General features: G+C 55.9%; 16 protein-coding genes. 11 read left to right on the top strand and 5 right to left on the bottom strand.

Annotated elements, in window-relative coordinates:
* The first annotated feature begins 49 nt into the window (after window positions 1–49).
* The 7 genes from CAF65_RS28445 to CAF65_RS05370 all read left to right on the top strand — a co-directional run bounded on the left by CAF65_RS28445 (window position 50) and on the right by CAF65_RS05370 (window position 5,439).
* Entirely contained in the window at window positions 50–208 is a 159-nt protein-coding gene (locus CAF65_RS28445; RefSeq protein ID WP_178076658.1) for a hypothetical protein, read from the top strand.
* A gap of 81 nt (window positions 209–289) precedes the next feature.
* Complete coding sequence (locus CAF65_RS05395) at window positions 290–1,309, top strand: hypothetical protein (protein WP_085715382.1); 1,020 nt, start codon at window positions 290–292, stop codon at window positions 1,307–1,309.
* Window positions 1,299–2,339, top strand: a complete 1,041-nt coding sequence (locus tag CAF65_RS05390) for a SagB/ThcOx family dehydrogenase (RefSeq protein ID WP_085715381.1) — start codon at window positions 1,299–1,301, stop codon at window positions 2,337–2,339. Before CAF65_RS05395 ends, CAF65_RS05390 begins: the two co-directional genes overlap by 11 nt.
* Window positions 2,326–3,555, top strand: a complete 1,230-nt coding sequence (locus CAF65_RS05385; RefSeq protein WP_256578608.1) for a hypothetical protein — start codon at window positions 2,326–2,328, stop codon at window positions 3,553–3,555. The genes CAF65_RS05390 and CAF65_RS05385 overlap by 14 nt, the downstream gene beginning before the upstream one ends.
* Window positions 3,533–4,282 (top strand): hypothetical protein, encoded by a 750-nt coding sequence (locus tag CAF65_RS27800; RefSeq protein ID WP_143492075.1) that lies wholly within the window; start codon window positions 3,533–3,535, stop codon window positions 4,280–4,282. Before CAF65_RS05385 ends, CAF65_RS27800 begins: the two co-directional genes overlap by 23 nt.
* Window positions 4,283–4,292: 10 nt before the next feature.
* On the top strand, window positions 4,293–4,859 hold the full coding sequence (locus CAF65_RS05375; protein ID WP_085715379.1) for a hypothetical protein: 567 nt from the start codon (window positions 4,293–4,295) through the stop codon (window positions 4,857–4,859).
* 10 nt (window positions 4,860–4,869) lie between these two features.
* Window positions 4,870–5,439 carry a 2OG-Fe(II) oxygenase gene (locus CAF65_RS05370; RefSeq protein ID WP_085715378.1) on the top strand — a complete coding sequence of 190 codons (570 nt, stop codon included), beginning with the start codon at window positions 4,870–4,872 and terminating at the stop codon, window positions 5,437–5,439.
* A 36-nt stretch (window positions 5,440–5,475) separates the two neighbouring features.
* On the opposite strand, the gene CAF65_RS05365 is transcribed toward CAF65_RS05370, so the two are convergent.
* Together CAF65_RS05365 and CAF65_RS05360 are read right to left on the bottom strand one after the other, a co-directional pair.
* Window positions 5,476–5,847 carry a YajD family HNH nuclease gene (locus CAF65_RS05365; protein ID WP_007898702.1) on the bottom strand — a complete coding sequence of 124 codons (372 nt, stop codon included), beginning with the start codon at window positions 5,845–5,847 and terminating at the stop codon, window positions 5,476–5,478.
* Between the two features lie 49 nt (window positions 5,848–5,896).
* Entirely contained in the window at window positions 5,897–6,583 is a 687-nt protein-coding gene (locus CAF65_RS05360; protein WP_085715377.1) for a spermidine synthase, read from the bottom strand.
* Window positions 6,584–6,678: 95 nt separating this feature from the next.
* Here CAF65_RS05360 and CAF65_RS05355 point away from each other — a divergent pair, with 95 nt between their 5' ends.
* Complete coding sequence (locus CAF65_RS05355) at window positions 6,679–6,969, top strand: hypothetical protein (protein WP_085715376.1); 291 nt, start codon at window positions 6,679–6,681, stop codon at window positions 6,967–6,969.
* Here the strand turns inward: CAF65_RS05355 and CAF65_RS05350 are convergent.
* Together CAF65_RS05350 and CAF65_RS05345 are read right to left on the bottom strand one after the other, a co-directional pair.
* Window positions 6,966–7,439 carry a cyclic nucleotide-binding domain-containing protein gene (locus CAF65_RS05350; protein ID WP_085715375.1) on the bottom strand — a complete coding sequence of 158 codons (474 nt, stop codon included), beginning with the start codon at window positions 7,437–7,439 and terminating at the stop codon, window positions 6,966–6,968. The two genes, CAF65_RS05355 and CAF65_RS05350, sit on opposite strands and share 4 nt — an antisense overlap.
* 194 nt (window positions 7,440–7,633) lie before the next feature.
* Window positions 7,634–9,688 (bottom strand): S9 family peptidase, encoded by a 2,055-nt coding sequence (locus tag CAF65_RS05345; protein WP_085715374.1) that lies wholly within the window; start codon window positions 9,686–9,688, stop codon window positions 7,634–7,636.
* Window positions 9,689–9,824: 136 nt separating this feature from the next.
* Here CAF65_RS05345 and CAF65_RS05340 point away from each other — a divergent pair, with 136 nt between their 5' ends.
* From CAF65_RS05340 to CAF65_RS05330, 3 genes are read left to right on the top strand one after another with little or no spacing between them, the layout of a single operon-like run.
* Window positions 9,825–10,322, top strand: coding sequence for an MFS transporter (locus CAF65_RS05340; protein WP_085715373.1), 498 nt, complete (start codon window positions 9,825–9,827; stop codon window positions 10,320–10,322).
* Between the two features lie 32 nt (window positions 10,323–10,354).
* Window positions 10,355–11,131, top strand: a complete 777-nt coding sequence (locus CAF65_RS05335; RefSeq protein ID WP_085715372.1) for a class II glutamine amidotransferase — start codon at window positions 10,355–10,357, stop codon at window positions 11,129–11,131.
* An 11-nt stretch (window positions 11,132–11,142) separates the two neighbouring features.
* Window positions 11,143–11,685, top strand: a complete 543-nt coding sequence (locus CAF65_RS05330) for a DUF2937 family protein (RefSeq protein WP_008015970.1) — start codon at window positions 11,143–11,145, stop codon at window positions 11,683–11,685.
* A gap of 44 nt (window positions 11,686–11,729) precedes the next feature.
* On the opposite strand, the gene CAF65_RS05325 is transcribed toward CAF65_RS05330, so the two are convergent.
* A complete protein-coding gene (locus CAF65_RS05325; protein WP_085715371.1) occupies window positions 11,730–13,841 on the bottom strand; it encodes a TonB-dependent receptor in 2,112 nt (703 codons plus the stop codon).
* Window positions 13,842–13,848 lie beyond the last annotated feature (7 nt).

Raw genomic sequence — 13,848 nt, 5'->3', positions numbered from 1 at the left:
GGGCGTTCGTTATCAGCGGACACAAATAACTAATAGAGGAGTATGAATCATGCCTATCGAAAAAACTTCTATAGCATCTACCGAAACCTCGATCAAAACTGCTGTAGATAACGCCCAGAAAATCAGCGAGCAATATGACGTTGCAGATTTTGTGGAAATCGAACGAAACGAAGCTTGCTTGCAGCATGGTGACGGTGGCATTAACTAAGTTAACCCGTTTTTCGTAAAAAGCTGTGTCGGAACAGGGTAATTAAAATTGCCCTGTTTCATCGTTCAGGAGTAAGCAGGCATGGTTGCCAGTCTGTCGGTAAATTCCGATTTAAGAATTATTACGCTTGAAAAATATGCGTTGGCTTATCTAATAGGCTCACGCCAGAGAGTTCGAATTTCCTTTCCTGTTGTCGAATATCTATTGGGCTTCTCTGCGCGTTCAATTCCGCCTGGAACGGAAAAGGGTGCGCTATCAGAACTGCTGGAAAAATTAATTGATAGCGAGTTTGTCAAACTAAGCGGTAGCGCCACGGCCAGTGACGACAGAGTTGCTGAGTTGAAGAACTATAACTGGAAAAGTGCGTCAGACTACTTGAGCGTTACGCACAATTATCCGTTTTTTGAATACGACAAGGATGGTCGCACCAGAGACAATAAACGAATGCAAGAATATCTGGCCGTGGAAGAGGAAATGGAGCGTTTCAAAGCCTATTCTGAATCCCCGGTCTCGGTGCAAGGCGTTAACCCGCAACGTAGTGCAGAACTCATCAGCGCAGGCGGCACGGGCTGTGATCTGGAGAACATCCTGAGTGCAGTAAGTCTGAGCCTGGGCGTACAAAAGGAGGCACAACTCAATACCGGTGGTCGGGTGTTCAAAAAGACAGTGCCCAGTGGCGGCGGGCGGCATCCGGTTGAAGCGTATCTGGTGGATTTCGCCAACCAGACTGTCCATCACTTCAATGCCGTGACGTATAGCTTTAATACCGTCAAAATTGTTGATACCCCGGACCTATATACACCGCTGTTTGGCGTCCGCGATTCATATATCGATTTTGACGTAAATTTCGCCGTTGTGTTTACCTGTATCTGGGAGCGTAATATGTTTCGGTATCGCGAGCCGAGAACATTTAGATCAGTCCATCTGGATGCCGGGCACGCTTCGATGCAAGTCGAAACGGCACTGCTGAAGATGAAATATAGAAATCAGGCTCAATATAATCTTCAGGTTATAAATTTCGAACGTATGTTGGATCTTGATCCGCTTGTGGAAGGGGTGATGAGTGCCATTATGGTCGGGGGGCAATCGAATGCAGCATGAAAGCCTGAAAAACGCTTATATTTCATTCGCCAAAAACCATGACAATATTCTAGAGTTTAGCGACTTAAGCAGTGGTAGAAGTTTCGAGGTCGCCCCTTCTTTTTTCAGACGTCACGATCATGCTGCCCGGATGGCTAACGCACGAAATGAAAATACTCCGGCAACGGATACCCTGATTAACTCGGAAAGTATCGAGCATTGGTCTGACAGAGGATGGGAAACGTGTATTCCTTTCTACTTGTTGTCCCGAACCATCAAGTACGTAGATGATGATAAGGATCGGGTGAAGATCCTTGAAAAAAAATACCTTGAATATGAGTCGGCGTCATTGTGCCCGGCACCGAAAGTTCCAGCATTTATCGACAGCGTTCAACTCGTTCTTGCGCTGAGAAAAATAGCTTCAGCCAGTAACGACTGGATCCCTGGCTTTGCAGAAAAAGCACTCAAGCGCAGGAGTCATCGGCAGTTCAAGGCACTCCCTCTTAAAGTTGATGAGTTTCTAGAAATATTGTCGCACTCAGTATCGCGATTACTGGAAACACTGGACATGTGCCGGCGTCTGGAAGGCAGTCGCTTGAAATACACCAAGAATTTCGGCGCGGCATTTTCCGTGTATGTCACGGTGTATGACGTTGTCGGTCTGCCCCCAGGTGTTTACTTTCTCGATCTCGACAAACAGTGCGTCGGGCTGATCAAAGAGGGTGATTTCAGAGAGTCAATGTCCCGCATCATCTGGGGTATGGTCGCTCCCAGGACCGCCAATTACACGCTAGTGTTAACCGCGACACCCAGCGCCTATGCCTGGCGCTACCGACATGATAAAGCCTTGAGAAACCTGTTTATCGAAGCCGGAAGAATCATGCACATGCATGTCAACGCGTGCAGCGAATTCAATGTGCAGGGCGTCACCACCCCGGCGACTAGAGATGATGAACTTCGAGCAGTCCTGGGCATTGATCTGGCCAGCGAGGAGATTCCCATGTACACGGCAACGATGGGGAAAGTCGGAAGCAGAAATGCTGAAGCGTGACGATTTCCTCAGCGATGTTTTTTTTGTCATCACAGGGGCGGTGGATGTCATCAAAGGTATCAGCGTGCTGATGTTGATGAGCGTCGCGTTTCCTGGTCAGTTTGGTGTGTTGAGCGTGAACATAGACATTATGTCCGCGTTGATACCGTTTGCATCGCCTTGGGTGATCGCCTTTTTGCAACTTTCAAAAGCATCAAGGCATCGCGCATATATTAAATGTGCTGGAGCACTGATAGTTATCGGAGCCGTCATTTCCATTGTGTATATAGTGATTTCACTAAATATGGTCGAGGAGAGTCGCCACAACGAAGGTTTGCTGGTTTTTCTGTTTCTACGAATGGTGTCTGTCTGCGTACTGGTATTTGCTTCACTCAATCAGGCTTATTTAATGTTGTTGGGGTATGGCCGGACAGTATTCTGGCTGCAGATAGGTGTGTGGTTATGCAATATCGGACTTTATTTGGCGCTCTGGCTGAGCGGGGTCGGTTTTTCTTATGTCGTGGCAGGCTTGGGGATGCTGGCAATCGATCTGGCGTTATTTGTGATCGGTGTTTCGATAATCATGGGCTCCACAAGTATCAACATTAAATCGATAAAACCCTCGTTGAAATTCTGTATGAAGATCAGAGGGATTGTCCTGCCGGAACTGTCCACGGTGGCCAGTATTTCTCTGTCTGGTTTATTGTTGAGTGTCGTAGCGTTCAAGATAGCTCCCGAAGATTTTGCCGATTTTCGCATCCCCTTTGCGTTTCAGATGGCCTGCTGGATGATTTGTGCGCGTGCTGCGGTGTTGATCATTCGTCATTATTCAGCGCAAGACGCTACGCTGTTTTCTAAGGCGATTGGTTATACGTTCAAGGTCACTTGGTTTGTTCCGTTCGGCCTGACATTGATCGTCGGTATTTTGACAAATCAAATGTCGAGGGGGCAATTCGTTCATTCACTGGTGGCGCTGGCTTACTACCCAGCCATGGCCATTGTTATCTCGCTGAATGGAGTGTTTCGGCTGAAAGCGATGAATAGTGTTATCTCGTCCGCCAATAAGTGGTTATTAGGTTTGTATTTCGTACCTTTAAGTGCGTTGATCTATTTTGGCTATGTTGGGGCGGCGCAAATCATCCATTTCGTGGGCATCAGTTACATGGTAAGGCTGTTGTTGATGTATTACTTGTACAGGAAAAGGATTTTTCTGGATGATAATCGATGCTTTGTTTGAGTCAAAAAAATCTCTGTACAGGTATGACACTGATACGGGACGGCTGCTGTTTTCACAAAATGAGCGTTTGCTGGAGCGGCTGGCGGGCGAAGGTTTCGACAGCTCGGCGCAGAGTGCAAATCTGATGGCTGGCGCGATCTATGAATGTGAGCGCCGCAGAACCCACTATTCTAATGGGGGAAAAACCGTTATCAATCAACGAATGCGAGCCCAATCCGTATTGTTCGGTAAGCCTCGACTCCGGCGTTCCCCCCCGGTTGAAGAAGCCAATGACCCAGCTGATCGGGATTCTGTGTTCGAGGCCATTCGATTTGTTTTCCGGAATAACGCGATCACACCGTGGGCCATCAAGGATCTGGGGCCAGGTGTCCGGCGCGTCTATCCCTCTAATGGCGCGGTACATTCTTTGGAGTGTTGCTATACGGATATTCACGGTCATTGTTTTCTTTATGACTCATACCATGACCAGTTTTTTGCAATACACGACGCCGCGATAGTCGATGAACGACCAGGGAAACTGGTCGTTCAATGTGACTTCGAGCGGCTGGCCGAACGTTATCGTGACGTAAGAAGTCTCAGCGCGCTTTATATCGAGTTAGGCCATTCAATAGCGGCATTATTTCATGCGCTGCAGGTCAGGGATATAACGCCAGTGTCGCTTGAGTTGAGCGATTTTAAACCAATCATGAATTATTGCTGCTCATCCATTGCGATCATCACGCTATAAGGAGTGGCGCGTGTATAACCTGATAAAGCTGGACGAAGCGACAGCTGGATTTATTGCGCTAGATATGCCGCTGTACTCGATTATTTACAGTTGCTGGCGAGACGAGCGTACGTTGAGTGTCAGGGATTTTATGCAACTGACTCGACGAATGAGCGATGTATGTGAACGTTCATGGTTGCAGCGTAAAACTTCACGTGAGCGGTTGGGCTGCGAATCGAACAGCCGGTGCATCGATGAAGTAAAACGTCGTTGCTTGGCATTGATAGAACAGTATTGTGATGCACAACTGCATATTGTTCATGTCTCATCGAATGAAGTGATATTCCAGCAGTTACAGAAATCACTCGAAGATGAAGTCGATGTCGGAAGGTATGCTTTGTTGTTTTTGTTTATGTCGACATGCTCAGCTGAATCGGATAAGCGGGTGAACTGGTTGAGCGCGGGGTTCATGGCTCAACAACTCAGTGTCATTGCCGTAGAGGGTGGATTCGGCAGTTTTGCCAGTCATGGTCATGAACGCCCGAGCACTGAAGCGTACGGCGGTTTAAATATTGAATATGTGTTATGGATTGGATAGGGAGATTGAGATGAGGCTGGGTGCCGACGATGTAAAAATCTACGACAGGATCATATCGACCGAATTGGCAAGTCAGTTGAGCTCACTGGCCAAAAAGCCGATCTGGCAGTACGGCTGGCGTTCTAATGTTCAAAATGATAACTATTTTTTTTGGCACTCGCACTTCGCCGGTGGCGATACCAGTAGTGAGACGGACAGCGCCCCCGTTTTAGCCGACAGGCAGGGGCTACAATCGGTCAGTGCGCTATGGCTACAGATCGAAGCGGCAATTGGTTCACCGCAAAAACTGCTCAGGGCGTACGCCAATGGACATACCTACGGCACGGAAGGGTATGCGCATAAAGACAGTAGCCGAGCGGACTATCTGTCTTCGATTTACTTTGCTCATGACGACTGGCAACAAGACTGGGGGGCGGAGCTTCTGTTTTACGATGAAAGCGGGGAAATCATAAAGTCAGTGGCCCCTCTGCCGGGGCGCATTGTTATATTCCCAGGGTGCATTCTTCACCGCGCCAGCTCCCCCAGCAGGATTTGCCCCATGTTGCGGGTCAGTCTCGTTTTCAAATCATCGCCCAAGTAAACGCTGGGGGCGTGCCTTTCTGTGAGGCGAAAGAGCTCAGTCTTCTTTTTTCATCAACCCCGCCAACGCAGCAAACGGATTGTGCGTGGCCTTGGCGATCTTCGGCGTGCTGAGGGAGCCTTCGTCGAAATACTGCTGGTCGGTATAACGCGAGTGCTCGTTATCGTGGCAGTACAGGCACAACAACTCCCAGTTCGAGCCGTCCTGCGGGTTGTTGTCGTGGTTGTGGTCGCGGTGGTGCACCGTCAGTTCGCTCAGGCGCTTGCCGGAGAACTCACGGGCGCAGCGGCCACAGACATGCGGGTACATCTTCAGGGCCTTGTCGCGGTAGCCCATTTCCTTGTCACGCTGGTTGTCGGCGAGGATGCGATCCAGCTTGGACGTGTTGGTCGGGGTGGACGAACTCATGGGTTCACCTTTGCAGAAAGACTAATGACGGTATTAAGCGAAGTTTAGCTCAGCCCTTGAGCTTCTCGGCAATCCAGATGGTGTGGCGGGTGCCCTTGTTGCCATGGGCGAAGACCTGCACTTCGTCAGCCTTGAAGCCGGCTTTCTTCAGTTTGTCGGAAAACTGCCGGTCGGCGCTGGCCGACCAGACCGCCAGTACACCTTTGGGGCGCATGGCCCTGGCGCAGGCGCTCAGTCCTGCGGCGGAGTACAGCCAGCTATTGGCCCTCTGGGTCAGGCCTTCGGGGCCGTTGTCGACGTCGAGCATGATGGCATCGAAGCCCTGGGGTTCGGCTTGCAGGACTTTTGCCACGTCCTCCATGCGAATCACCGTCCGCGGGTCGAGCAGCGGATTGCCAGCCTTCTCGCCCAGCGGTCCACGGTTCCACTCAACGACACCGGGGACCAGTTCGGCGACCACCACTTCGGCGGTCTTGCCCAGGTGCTTGAGCGCCGAAGCGAGGGTGAAACCCATGCCCAGGCCACCGATGAGCACCCGTGAGTCCGGTCGACCGGCGACTTTGCGACATGGGATCTCGGCCAGGGCATCTTCGGAGCCATGCATGCGCGTGTTCATCAATTGTCCGCCATCGCCACCCTGGATCTTGATGACGAAATCCTCGCCGTATTCGAACAGGCACAGGGCACCGCCGTTTTCAGGAATGGGGGTGGTGTCCAGCAGAACGAAACGTTTCATGGGGCTCACTTGAAGAAAATTGGCTGCACAGGGGAGGGCAAACAGACACAGTTGGGAGTAGCCTGTTTATGACGACAAGGCCAACGGAGCCATTGATGAAGCGCACTATTCTAACGGCCATTGCCCTGGCTGCGCTCTCGATAACTGAAGTGCAGGCTCAACAGTTGCAATCGATTCCCGTAAGCCCCGCGCCAATACCCGGTTCGCCCGGCACCGCGACGCCCACGCCGTACCCGCAAATCAGCCCGGCGCCTTTACCTAAAGTCGGCCCCGGCAGTAGCGGTCCGCCGTTGGTGCCGATTGAAATGCCGAGCCCGCCGACCAAGGACCAGCCGATACCGGGCCTGGAGCCCAATCCGCCGAAAATCAAGTCGCCGGGTGGCTAGACCTGCTGCGAAAGCAGTTGGCCGTCGGCCATGCGCAGGCGTTTGGAAAGGGACACGGCGAGGGCGCGGATGATCTTGGCGGCGATTTTCGGTGCGTCGTTGAGCATCTTTTCCAGTGAGTCCTTGCCCAGGTTGAGCAACTGGCAGTTGCTGGCGGCCACGCAACTGGCCGAGCGCCGTTCGCCATCGAGTACGGCCATTTCGCCGAACGAACGGCCGCTGCGCAACGTGGCGATGGTGACTCGTTGCCCGTCAGCGGAGGTTTTCTGCACCGCCACCTGACCGGTATGGATGATGCACATGAAACTTCCGGCATCGCCCTCCTGGAAGATCTCCTCGCCCTGGGCAATGGTGCTGATACTGAAGTAGCCCGAAGCCGCGGCGAAGTCCGCCGGCAGCAGTTGATTGAACAGGCCGCAATCCATCAGCCAGTCGCGAATTTCGTTGTTCAGAAAAGTTGATTCAGACATGTCGTCACGGTCTTTATTGTTGTGTCTGTTGTTCCGGGGTGTGGGAGCGAGCCTGCTCGCGAATGGGTTGTCACAGCCAATAGAGGTATTGAATGTGCCACCGCTTTTGCGAGCAGGCTCGCTCGCACAGGGGGATATGCAGTGTATCGGCCTGCCTTGTACGCAATTATGACCGGCACACCGCGCCAGGTTCCTCAGGCAATGCCCAAAACCTTGAACAAGAATGCATATTCGAGTGCTACGTCACGCAACCCCTGATATCGACCGCTCATCCCGCCATGCCCGGCACCCAGTTCAGTCTTGAGCAGTAGCGGGTTGCTGTCGGTTTTGGTCGCGCGCAGTTTCGCCACCCACTTGGCGGCTTCCCAATACTGCACACGGCTGTCGTTGTAACCGGCGATCACCAGGGTCGCCGGATAGGCTTGCGCGGTGACGTTTTCGTACGGGGCGTAGGCCTTGATCCGATCATGCACGTCCGTCTCTTCAGGGTTGCCCCATTCGTCGTATTCCGTCACGGTCAATGGCAGGTCAGGGTCGAGCATGGTGTTGAGTACGTCGACGAACGGCACCTCGGCGATGGCGGCGCCGAACAGCTCCGGTCGTTGATTGAGTACCGCGCCGATCAGCAAGCCACCGGCGCTGCCGCCGCTGATCGCCAGCTGCGGTGCAGTGGTAAAGCCTTGGGCGATCAGGTGCTCGGCGCAGGCGATAAAGTCACTGAAGGTGTTGTGCTTGTGCTCCTGCTTGCCGGCGCGATACCAGGCTTCCCCCAGTTCGCCTCCGCCACGCACGTGGGCAATGGCAAACGCCATACCGCGATCCAGCAGGCTCAGGCGCGCATGGGAAAACCATGGGTCGAGGCTTTCGCCATAGGCGCCATAGCCGTAGAGGTACAGCGGCACGGGTTTGCCCAGGTCTGTGCGCTTGATCACCAGGCTGATGGGCACTTGCGTGCCGTCCGGCGCGGTTGCCCACAGACGCTGGCTGACGTAGTCGTCGGCATCGAACGGGCCGAGCACCGGGGTTTGCTTGAGGACTTTCTGCTCGCCAGAGGCCAGGTCCAGTTGGCGGATTTGCGCCGGACGGTTCAACGCTTCGTAGCGCAGGCGAATCCGCTCGCTTTCGAATTCCAGGCTGTTTTGCACATGCAGGCTATAGGCCGCATCTGGCAGTTGCACGCGATAAGGTGCCAGGCCTTGTGGGTGAACCTCAATGACCGGCAAGCCACCGACCCGCAGGCTCAGGGTCATGGCCCCGGTGTTCAGGCTGATGCCGTCGATCATCACTGTGTCGCTGTGGGGGATCAGGTTCTTCCAGTCGGTTTCGGTCGGCGCGGCGCCGGTATCGACGGTCGTGTACAAGGCGAAATTGATACCGTCACGGTTGCTGCGAATGAACCAGGTCCATTGACCGTCGAGTACGCCGTGGTCGACGTCATACTCATGATCTTCGACCCGTGGTGCCAGGCAGGTGAACGCCTGCTGGGGCTGGGAGGCATCGAGGACCCAGACTTCGCTGGTGGTCTTGCTGCCCACGGACAGCAGCAATTGCTGCTCGGAGCTTGAACGGTAGCAATGCATGAAGAAGCGACCGTCCGGCTCATGGAACACTTCTTCGGCCGCCGTGCCGTCAAGTCGATAGCGATACAGCTTGTGCGGGCGATGGGTGTCGTCCAGTTCGCCAAAGAACAGTGTCAGGCTGTCGTTGGCCCAGGTCATGCTGCCGTCACAGTCCTGGAACTCCAGCTCGCTGACGCGGCCGTCGGACAGTTCCTTCACGAACAGCGTGTAAATTTCGTCGCCACTGGAGTCGACGCTGTAGGCCAGGCGCTGATGATCCGGGCTGATGCTGAACGCCCCCAGGGAAAAGAAGCCGCCATTGGCCAATTCGTTCGGGTCCAGCAGCAGTTGTTCGCGGCTTTCGTCGAGGGTCAGGCTGTCATCGGCCGGACGCGGGCAGCGGTAGTGCCGGGCGTACTCATCGCCCGCCATGGTGCGGGTGTAGTACAGATACGGTCCCCAGGGCGAGGGCAGGGACAAATCGGTCTCGAGAATCCGCCCCTTGATCTCCTCGAACAGGGTTTCGCGCAGTCCGGCCTGGTCGGCGGTCTGCGCCTCCTGATAGCGGTTTTCGGCTTTCAGGTAGTCGATCACTGCGTCGGTGTCACGCTCTTGCAGCCAGGCATACGGGTCGGAGCCATCAGCCTTGTGGGCAATCGGAGCGTCGCAAGTGTTGGCGGATAGGGGCATGAAGGGCTCTCGAACAGTGTACGCAATAGGGGCTTCGCAACCTGTACCCACAGGCTCCATCAGGTGCTTGACTGCCATTGATGCAGCCTGATGGGCGAAAAGCCGTTATCATAAGCGCCTCTTTGCCTGCCTTGCCATGGACACCATGACCGAGAACGACTATCTGATCGCTTGGGGCCTCTACGCCTTTGCCGCTTTGGGCTGCCTGTTGGTGTGGATGCGCTTGACCCGCTGGATGTGGCGTTGGCTGCGTGAGCCGCTGCGGCTGGCGATGGCCGTGTTGCTGTTCAGCCCGACCATCATCGATCCGGTCAAGGAAAAAGTCGCACCGGCCGTCGCCATTACTGCGCTCGACCTGCTGTTCAAGGTCGGCAATAACGCCTGGCGGGCGATTTCCGATCTGTTCATGTACGGCATGATCGCATTCGGCCTCTATCTGGTGCTGGTGGCGATCCGTTTCCCCATCGAACGCGCCTCCAACGCCCGCAAGGAGCGTGAGGCTGTCAGCAAAGCCGCCGTCCGTGCCGACGAGCCTGAGGATGATCAACCGTTCGGCGGTGCCGGCGATGATCGTTACGGTCGTCCACCCGTGCCGAGCAATCCTCAGCGGATGCGAGTCGAACCCCGTTTGTAACCTTGCCCCTGCGATTGAGCGAGAGTCCGAGCATGTGTGAGTTATTGGGCATGAGTGCCAATGTCCCGACCGATATCGTGTTCAGCTTCACCGGGCTGATGCAGCGCGGCGGACGCACCGGCCCACACCGCGATGGTTGGGGCATTGCCTTCTATGAAGGCCGTGGGCTGCGGCTGTTCCAGGACCCGGCGGCAAGCTGCGAGTCGGAAGTCGCGAACCTGGTGCAGCGCTATCCGATCAAGAGCGAAGTGGTGATCGGGCACATCCGCCAGGCCAACGTAGGCAAGGTCTGCCTGTCCAACACCCATCCGTTCGTGCGCGAGTTGTGGGGCCGCAACTGGTGTTTCGCCCATAACGGCCAGTTGGCGGACTTTCAGCCAGCGACCAGTTTCTATCGCCCGGTGGGTGATACCGACAGCGAAGCGGCGTTCTGCGATTTGCTCAACCGCGTGCGTGCGGCGTTCCCCGAGCCGGTCGAGGTCGAAGCGTTGCTGCCGGATCTGGTGGCCGCTTGCGCCGAATACCGCAGCAAAGGTGTGTTCAACTGCCTGCTCAGCGACGGCGACTGGCTGTTCTGCTATTGCTCGACCAAATTGGCGCAGATCACCCGTCGTGCACCGTTTGGCCCGGCGCGCTTGAAAGATGTCGACGTGATCGTCGATTTTCAGGCCGAAACCACCCCTAACGATGTGGTCACCGTCATCGCCACCGAACCCCTGACCGAAAACGAAACCTGGACCCGTTACGAACCGGGTCAATGGAGCCTGTGGCGACGCGGCGAATGCGTCAGTCAGGGCACGACCGAATAAGGACTCCTTGCATGTTGCTCAGTTATCTACGGCTGGTGTTGTTTGCGGCGGGCCTGTTGATCGGTGTCCAGGTGCCGGGCTTCATCGGCGATTACGCCAAGCGGGTCGAAGCCCATCTGATCGAAGCGCAAGCCGGATTGAGCGGCTTTCAGAACACCGCCAATCAGTTCTTCAAAGGTGACATGCAGGCCCTGGTGGCCCATTACCGCGCCAGCGAAGACCCGATCTTTCGCAGCGACGCCGACAGCCTGAGCAACCTGCTGACCCGCCAACTGGCACTGGACAAGCAATTCCAGGCGATGCAAGGGCCGTGGTACATCCGCTTCCTGCAAGTGGTGCTGGCCGCTGATCCGGACATCCGCAAGGAAACCTGGAATGGCTACAGCTACCAGATCCTGTTGACGCCTGAAGCGATGGTCTGGGGCATGAGCGGCGCCTTGCTGCTGTCGTTTGGCCTGGAATGCCTGTTCCGGCTGATTGACTGGGTGGTGCTGGGTGGCAAGCGTCTGCGCCAGAGCCGACCGATCGAAGAGCGGGATTTGCGCGGTTTGTAACACGGTCGAACGTCAAGGAGCCGACAAGCCGGCTCCTTGCTTGATTACCAATCGATCGAATAAGCCAGGCTCAAGGTACGGCCTTCGGCGTTGGGGAATGGCGCTTTGGCGTTGGCCTGGGCGAACAGGTTGACGTACGTGCGGTTGGTCAGGTTGTACACCCCGCCTTCCAGACGACCGACCGGCAAGTACACGGAGCCGAGCAGGTCCACCAGCGTATAGCCTTCGATGTCGCGCCCATTGTTGTCCTTGGCGGCAGCATCGTAACTTGACAGGTGCATGCCTTGCAGGCGCAGGCTGTAGTCGTCTTCGCTGTAGCCGACGAACAGCGTGGTTTTGGCCGGTGAAATGCGTGTTGCCGGCAGATCGATCCATTTCCCGTTCTGCCGGGTCTCGCCCTTGGCCCAGGCATAGGTGCCACCCAGCGACCAGTGATCGGTCGCGCGGTAGGTCAGGCTGTTTTCGATGCCGCGAACCCGCTCCTTCTGGTTGATCAGACGCAAGACACGGCTGTTGGCATCGTAGAACTGGGTCACGTCCGAGGTGTTTTCATAGACGGTGACGTCGGCCTGCCACCGGTCCCAGTCACCGCGCCAGCCCAGCTCGTAGCTGTCGACCTTGATCGCCTGGGCGTTGAGGCTCTGGATGTCGAAGGTGCTGCTCACATCACGCAGGAAGCGCTGGATGTCCGGTAGCGAAAAGCCCTGGCTGTAATTGGCGAAGACGTCCTGATGTTCACTCAGGTGATAGACCGCGCCCAGGTTATAGAGCGTCGCGTCGTATTTGAGCGTGTCACCGGGCAGGATGGCGCGTACGCCAGTCTGCACGATCTGACCGTAAGCGATGCTGTCGGAGACCTCGCTTTCGATCCATTCGCGGCGCACACCGCCACGCAAGGTCCAGTCTCCGATGTCCCAGGACATCTGCCCGAACAGCGCCTTGGTGGTGGTTTCGATATCCGGGCCCAGCTCGTAAGTGGTGCCGGTCTTGGTGTAGGTCAGCCCATTGAGGGTGTATTGGTCACCGCGTTGGCGGGAGCGTTCGTGATCATAGTCGGCGCCCCAGACCAGGTTGCCTGTGGCGCTGCCGATGGCCGGCAACGGCGTGTCGATGGCCGCACGCAGGCCGTAGACATCCTGCACGCTGTTGTTGTCGGCGATCCCGGCCTTGCCCCGCGACAGGTCCGGGAAGAACAGCGCGTCGGCCCGGCGCCAGTAGCTTTCCAGTTGCAGGCCCTGGCCGTAGAAGTCGTTGTCGGTGTAGTTGAGGTTGGCCGCCTGGTTATGGGTGTAGGGCTGGTCGTCGAGTTTCAGTCCCTTGACCGCCACGGCCTGTTGCAGGTTTTTCGGATCTTTTGTGTAGCCAGTGTCCTGCTGGTCCTTGTAGTCCTGCAGCGACAGGCTGAGTTTTTTGTCGGCATCCAGTTCGTAACCGAAACGACCCTGCAGGTCATAGGTTTCGGTGTCCATGTTGCTGCCCTGGGAGGTGTCCTGAGGGATGCGATTGCCGTTGCCGTCGTACTGATCGTTGCGCTGGGTCAGGTCGGCGGACACGTACCAGTCCAGGGCATCCTTGCGCCCGGTCGCACTCTGAAAGGCCTCGTAGGCGAAACCCTTGTTGTTGAGGTTGTTGCCGCTGGTCAGACCCAGTTTGCTGCTGTAGGCAAGGTCCTGACCCTGATTGCGCTTGGTTATGATGTTGATGATGCCGCCCGAAGCACCGGCACCATAAATGCTGCTGGCGCCGGAAACCACCTCGATGCGTTCGATACTGGCCGGTGCGATGCTGTTGAGCTGGCGGAAGTTGTCACGCGTGGCGTTCTGCGACACGCCGTCGATCAACACCAGCATGTTGCGCCCGCGCAGGGTCTGGCCGAAGTTGCTCATCCCGCCGCTGGACGGCGCCAGGCCGGGAACCAGTTGCCCCAGGATGTCGGAGACCCGACGCCCCGCGCCACTCTGTTCGCGGATCTGCTGTTCGTCGATCACCTGGACCGAGCCTGGAATCGAGGCAATGGTCGCTTCGCTGCGAGTCGCGGAAACGACGGTGGCTTGCATGTTCAATGTGCCGGGTTGCTGCTCGGTGTCCTCGGCCCAGGTCTGGACGCTGACGGAGCCGAGCAGCGGAATCAACAAGGAAAGTTTGGTTCGGGTCATGAATTGG

The sequence above is a fragment of the Pseudomonas sp. B28(2017) genome, from assembly GCF_002113025.1.
In the GTDB taxonomy this organism is placed as follows: Bacteria; Pseudomonadota; Gammaproteobacteria; order Pseudomonadales; family Pseudomonadaceae; genus Aquipseudomonas.
Note: the sequence above shows the minus strand (reverse complement) of the source record. Positions and strands in the feature narration are given on the sequence as shown.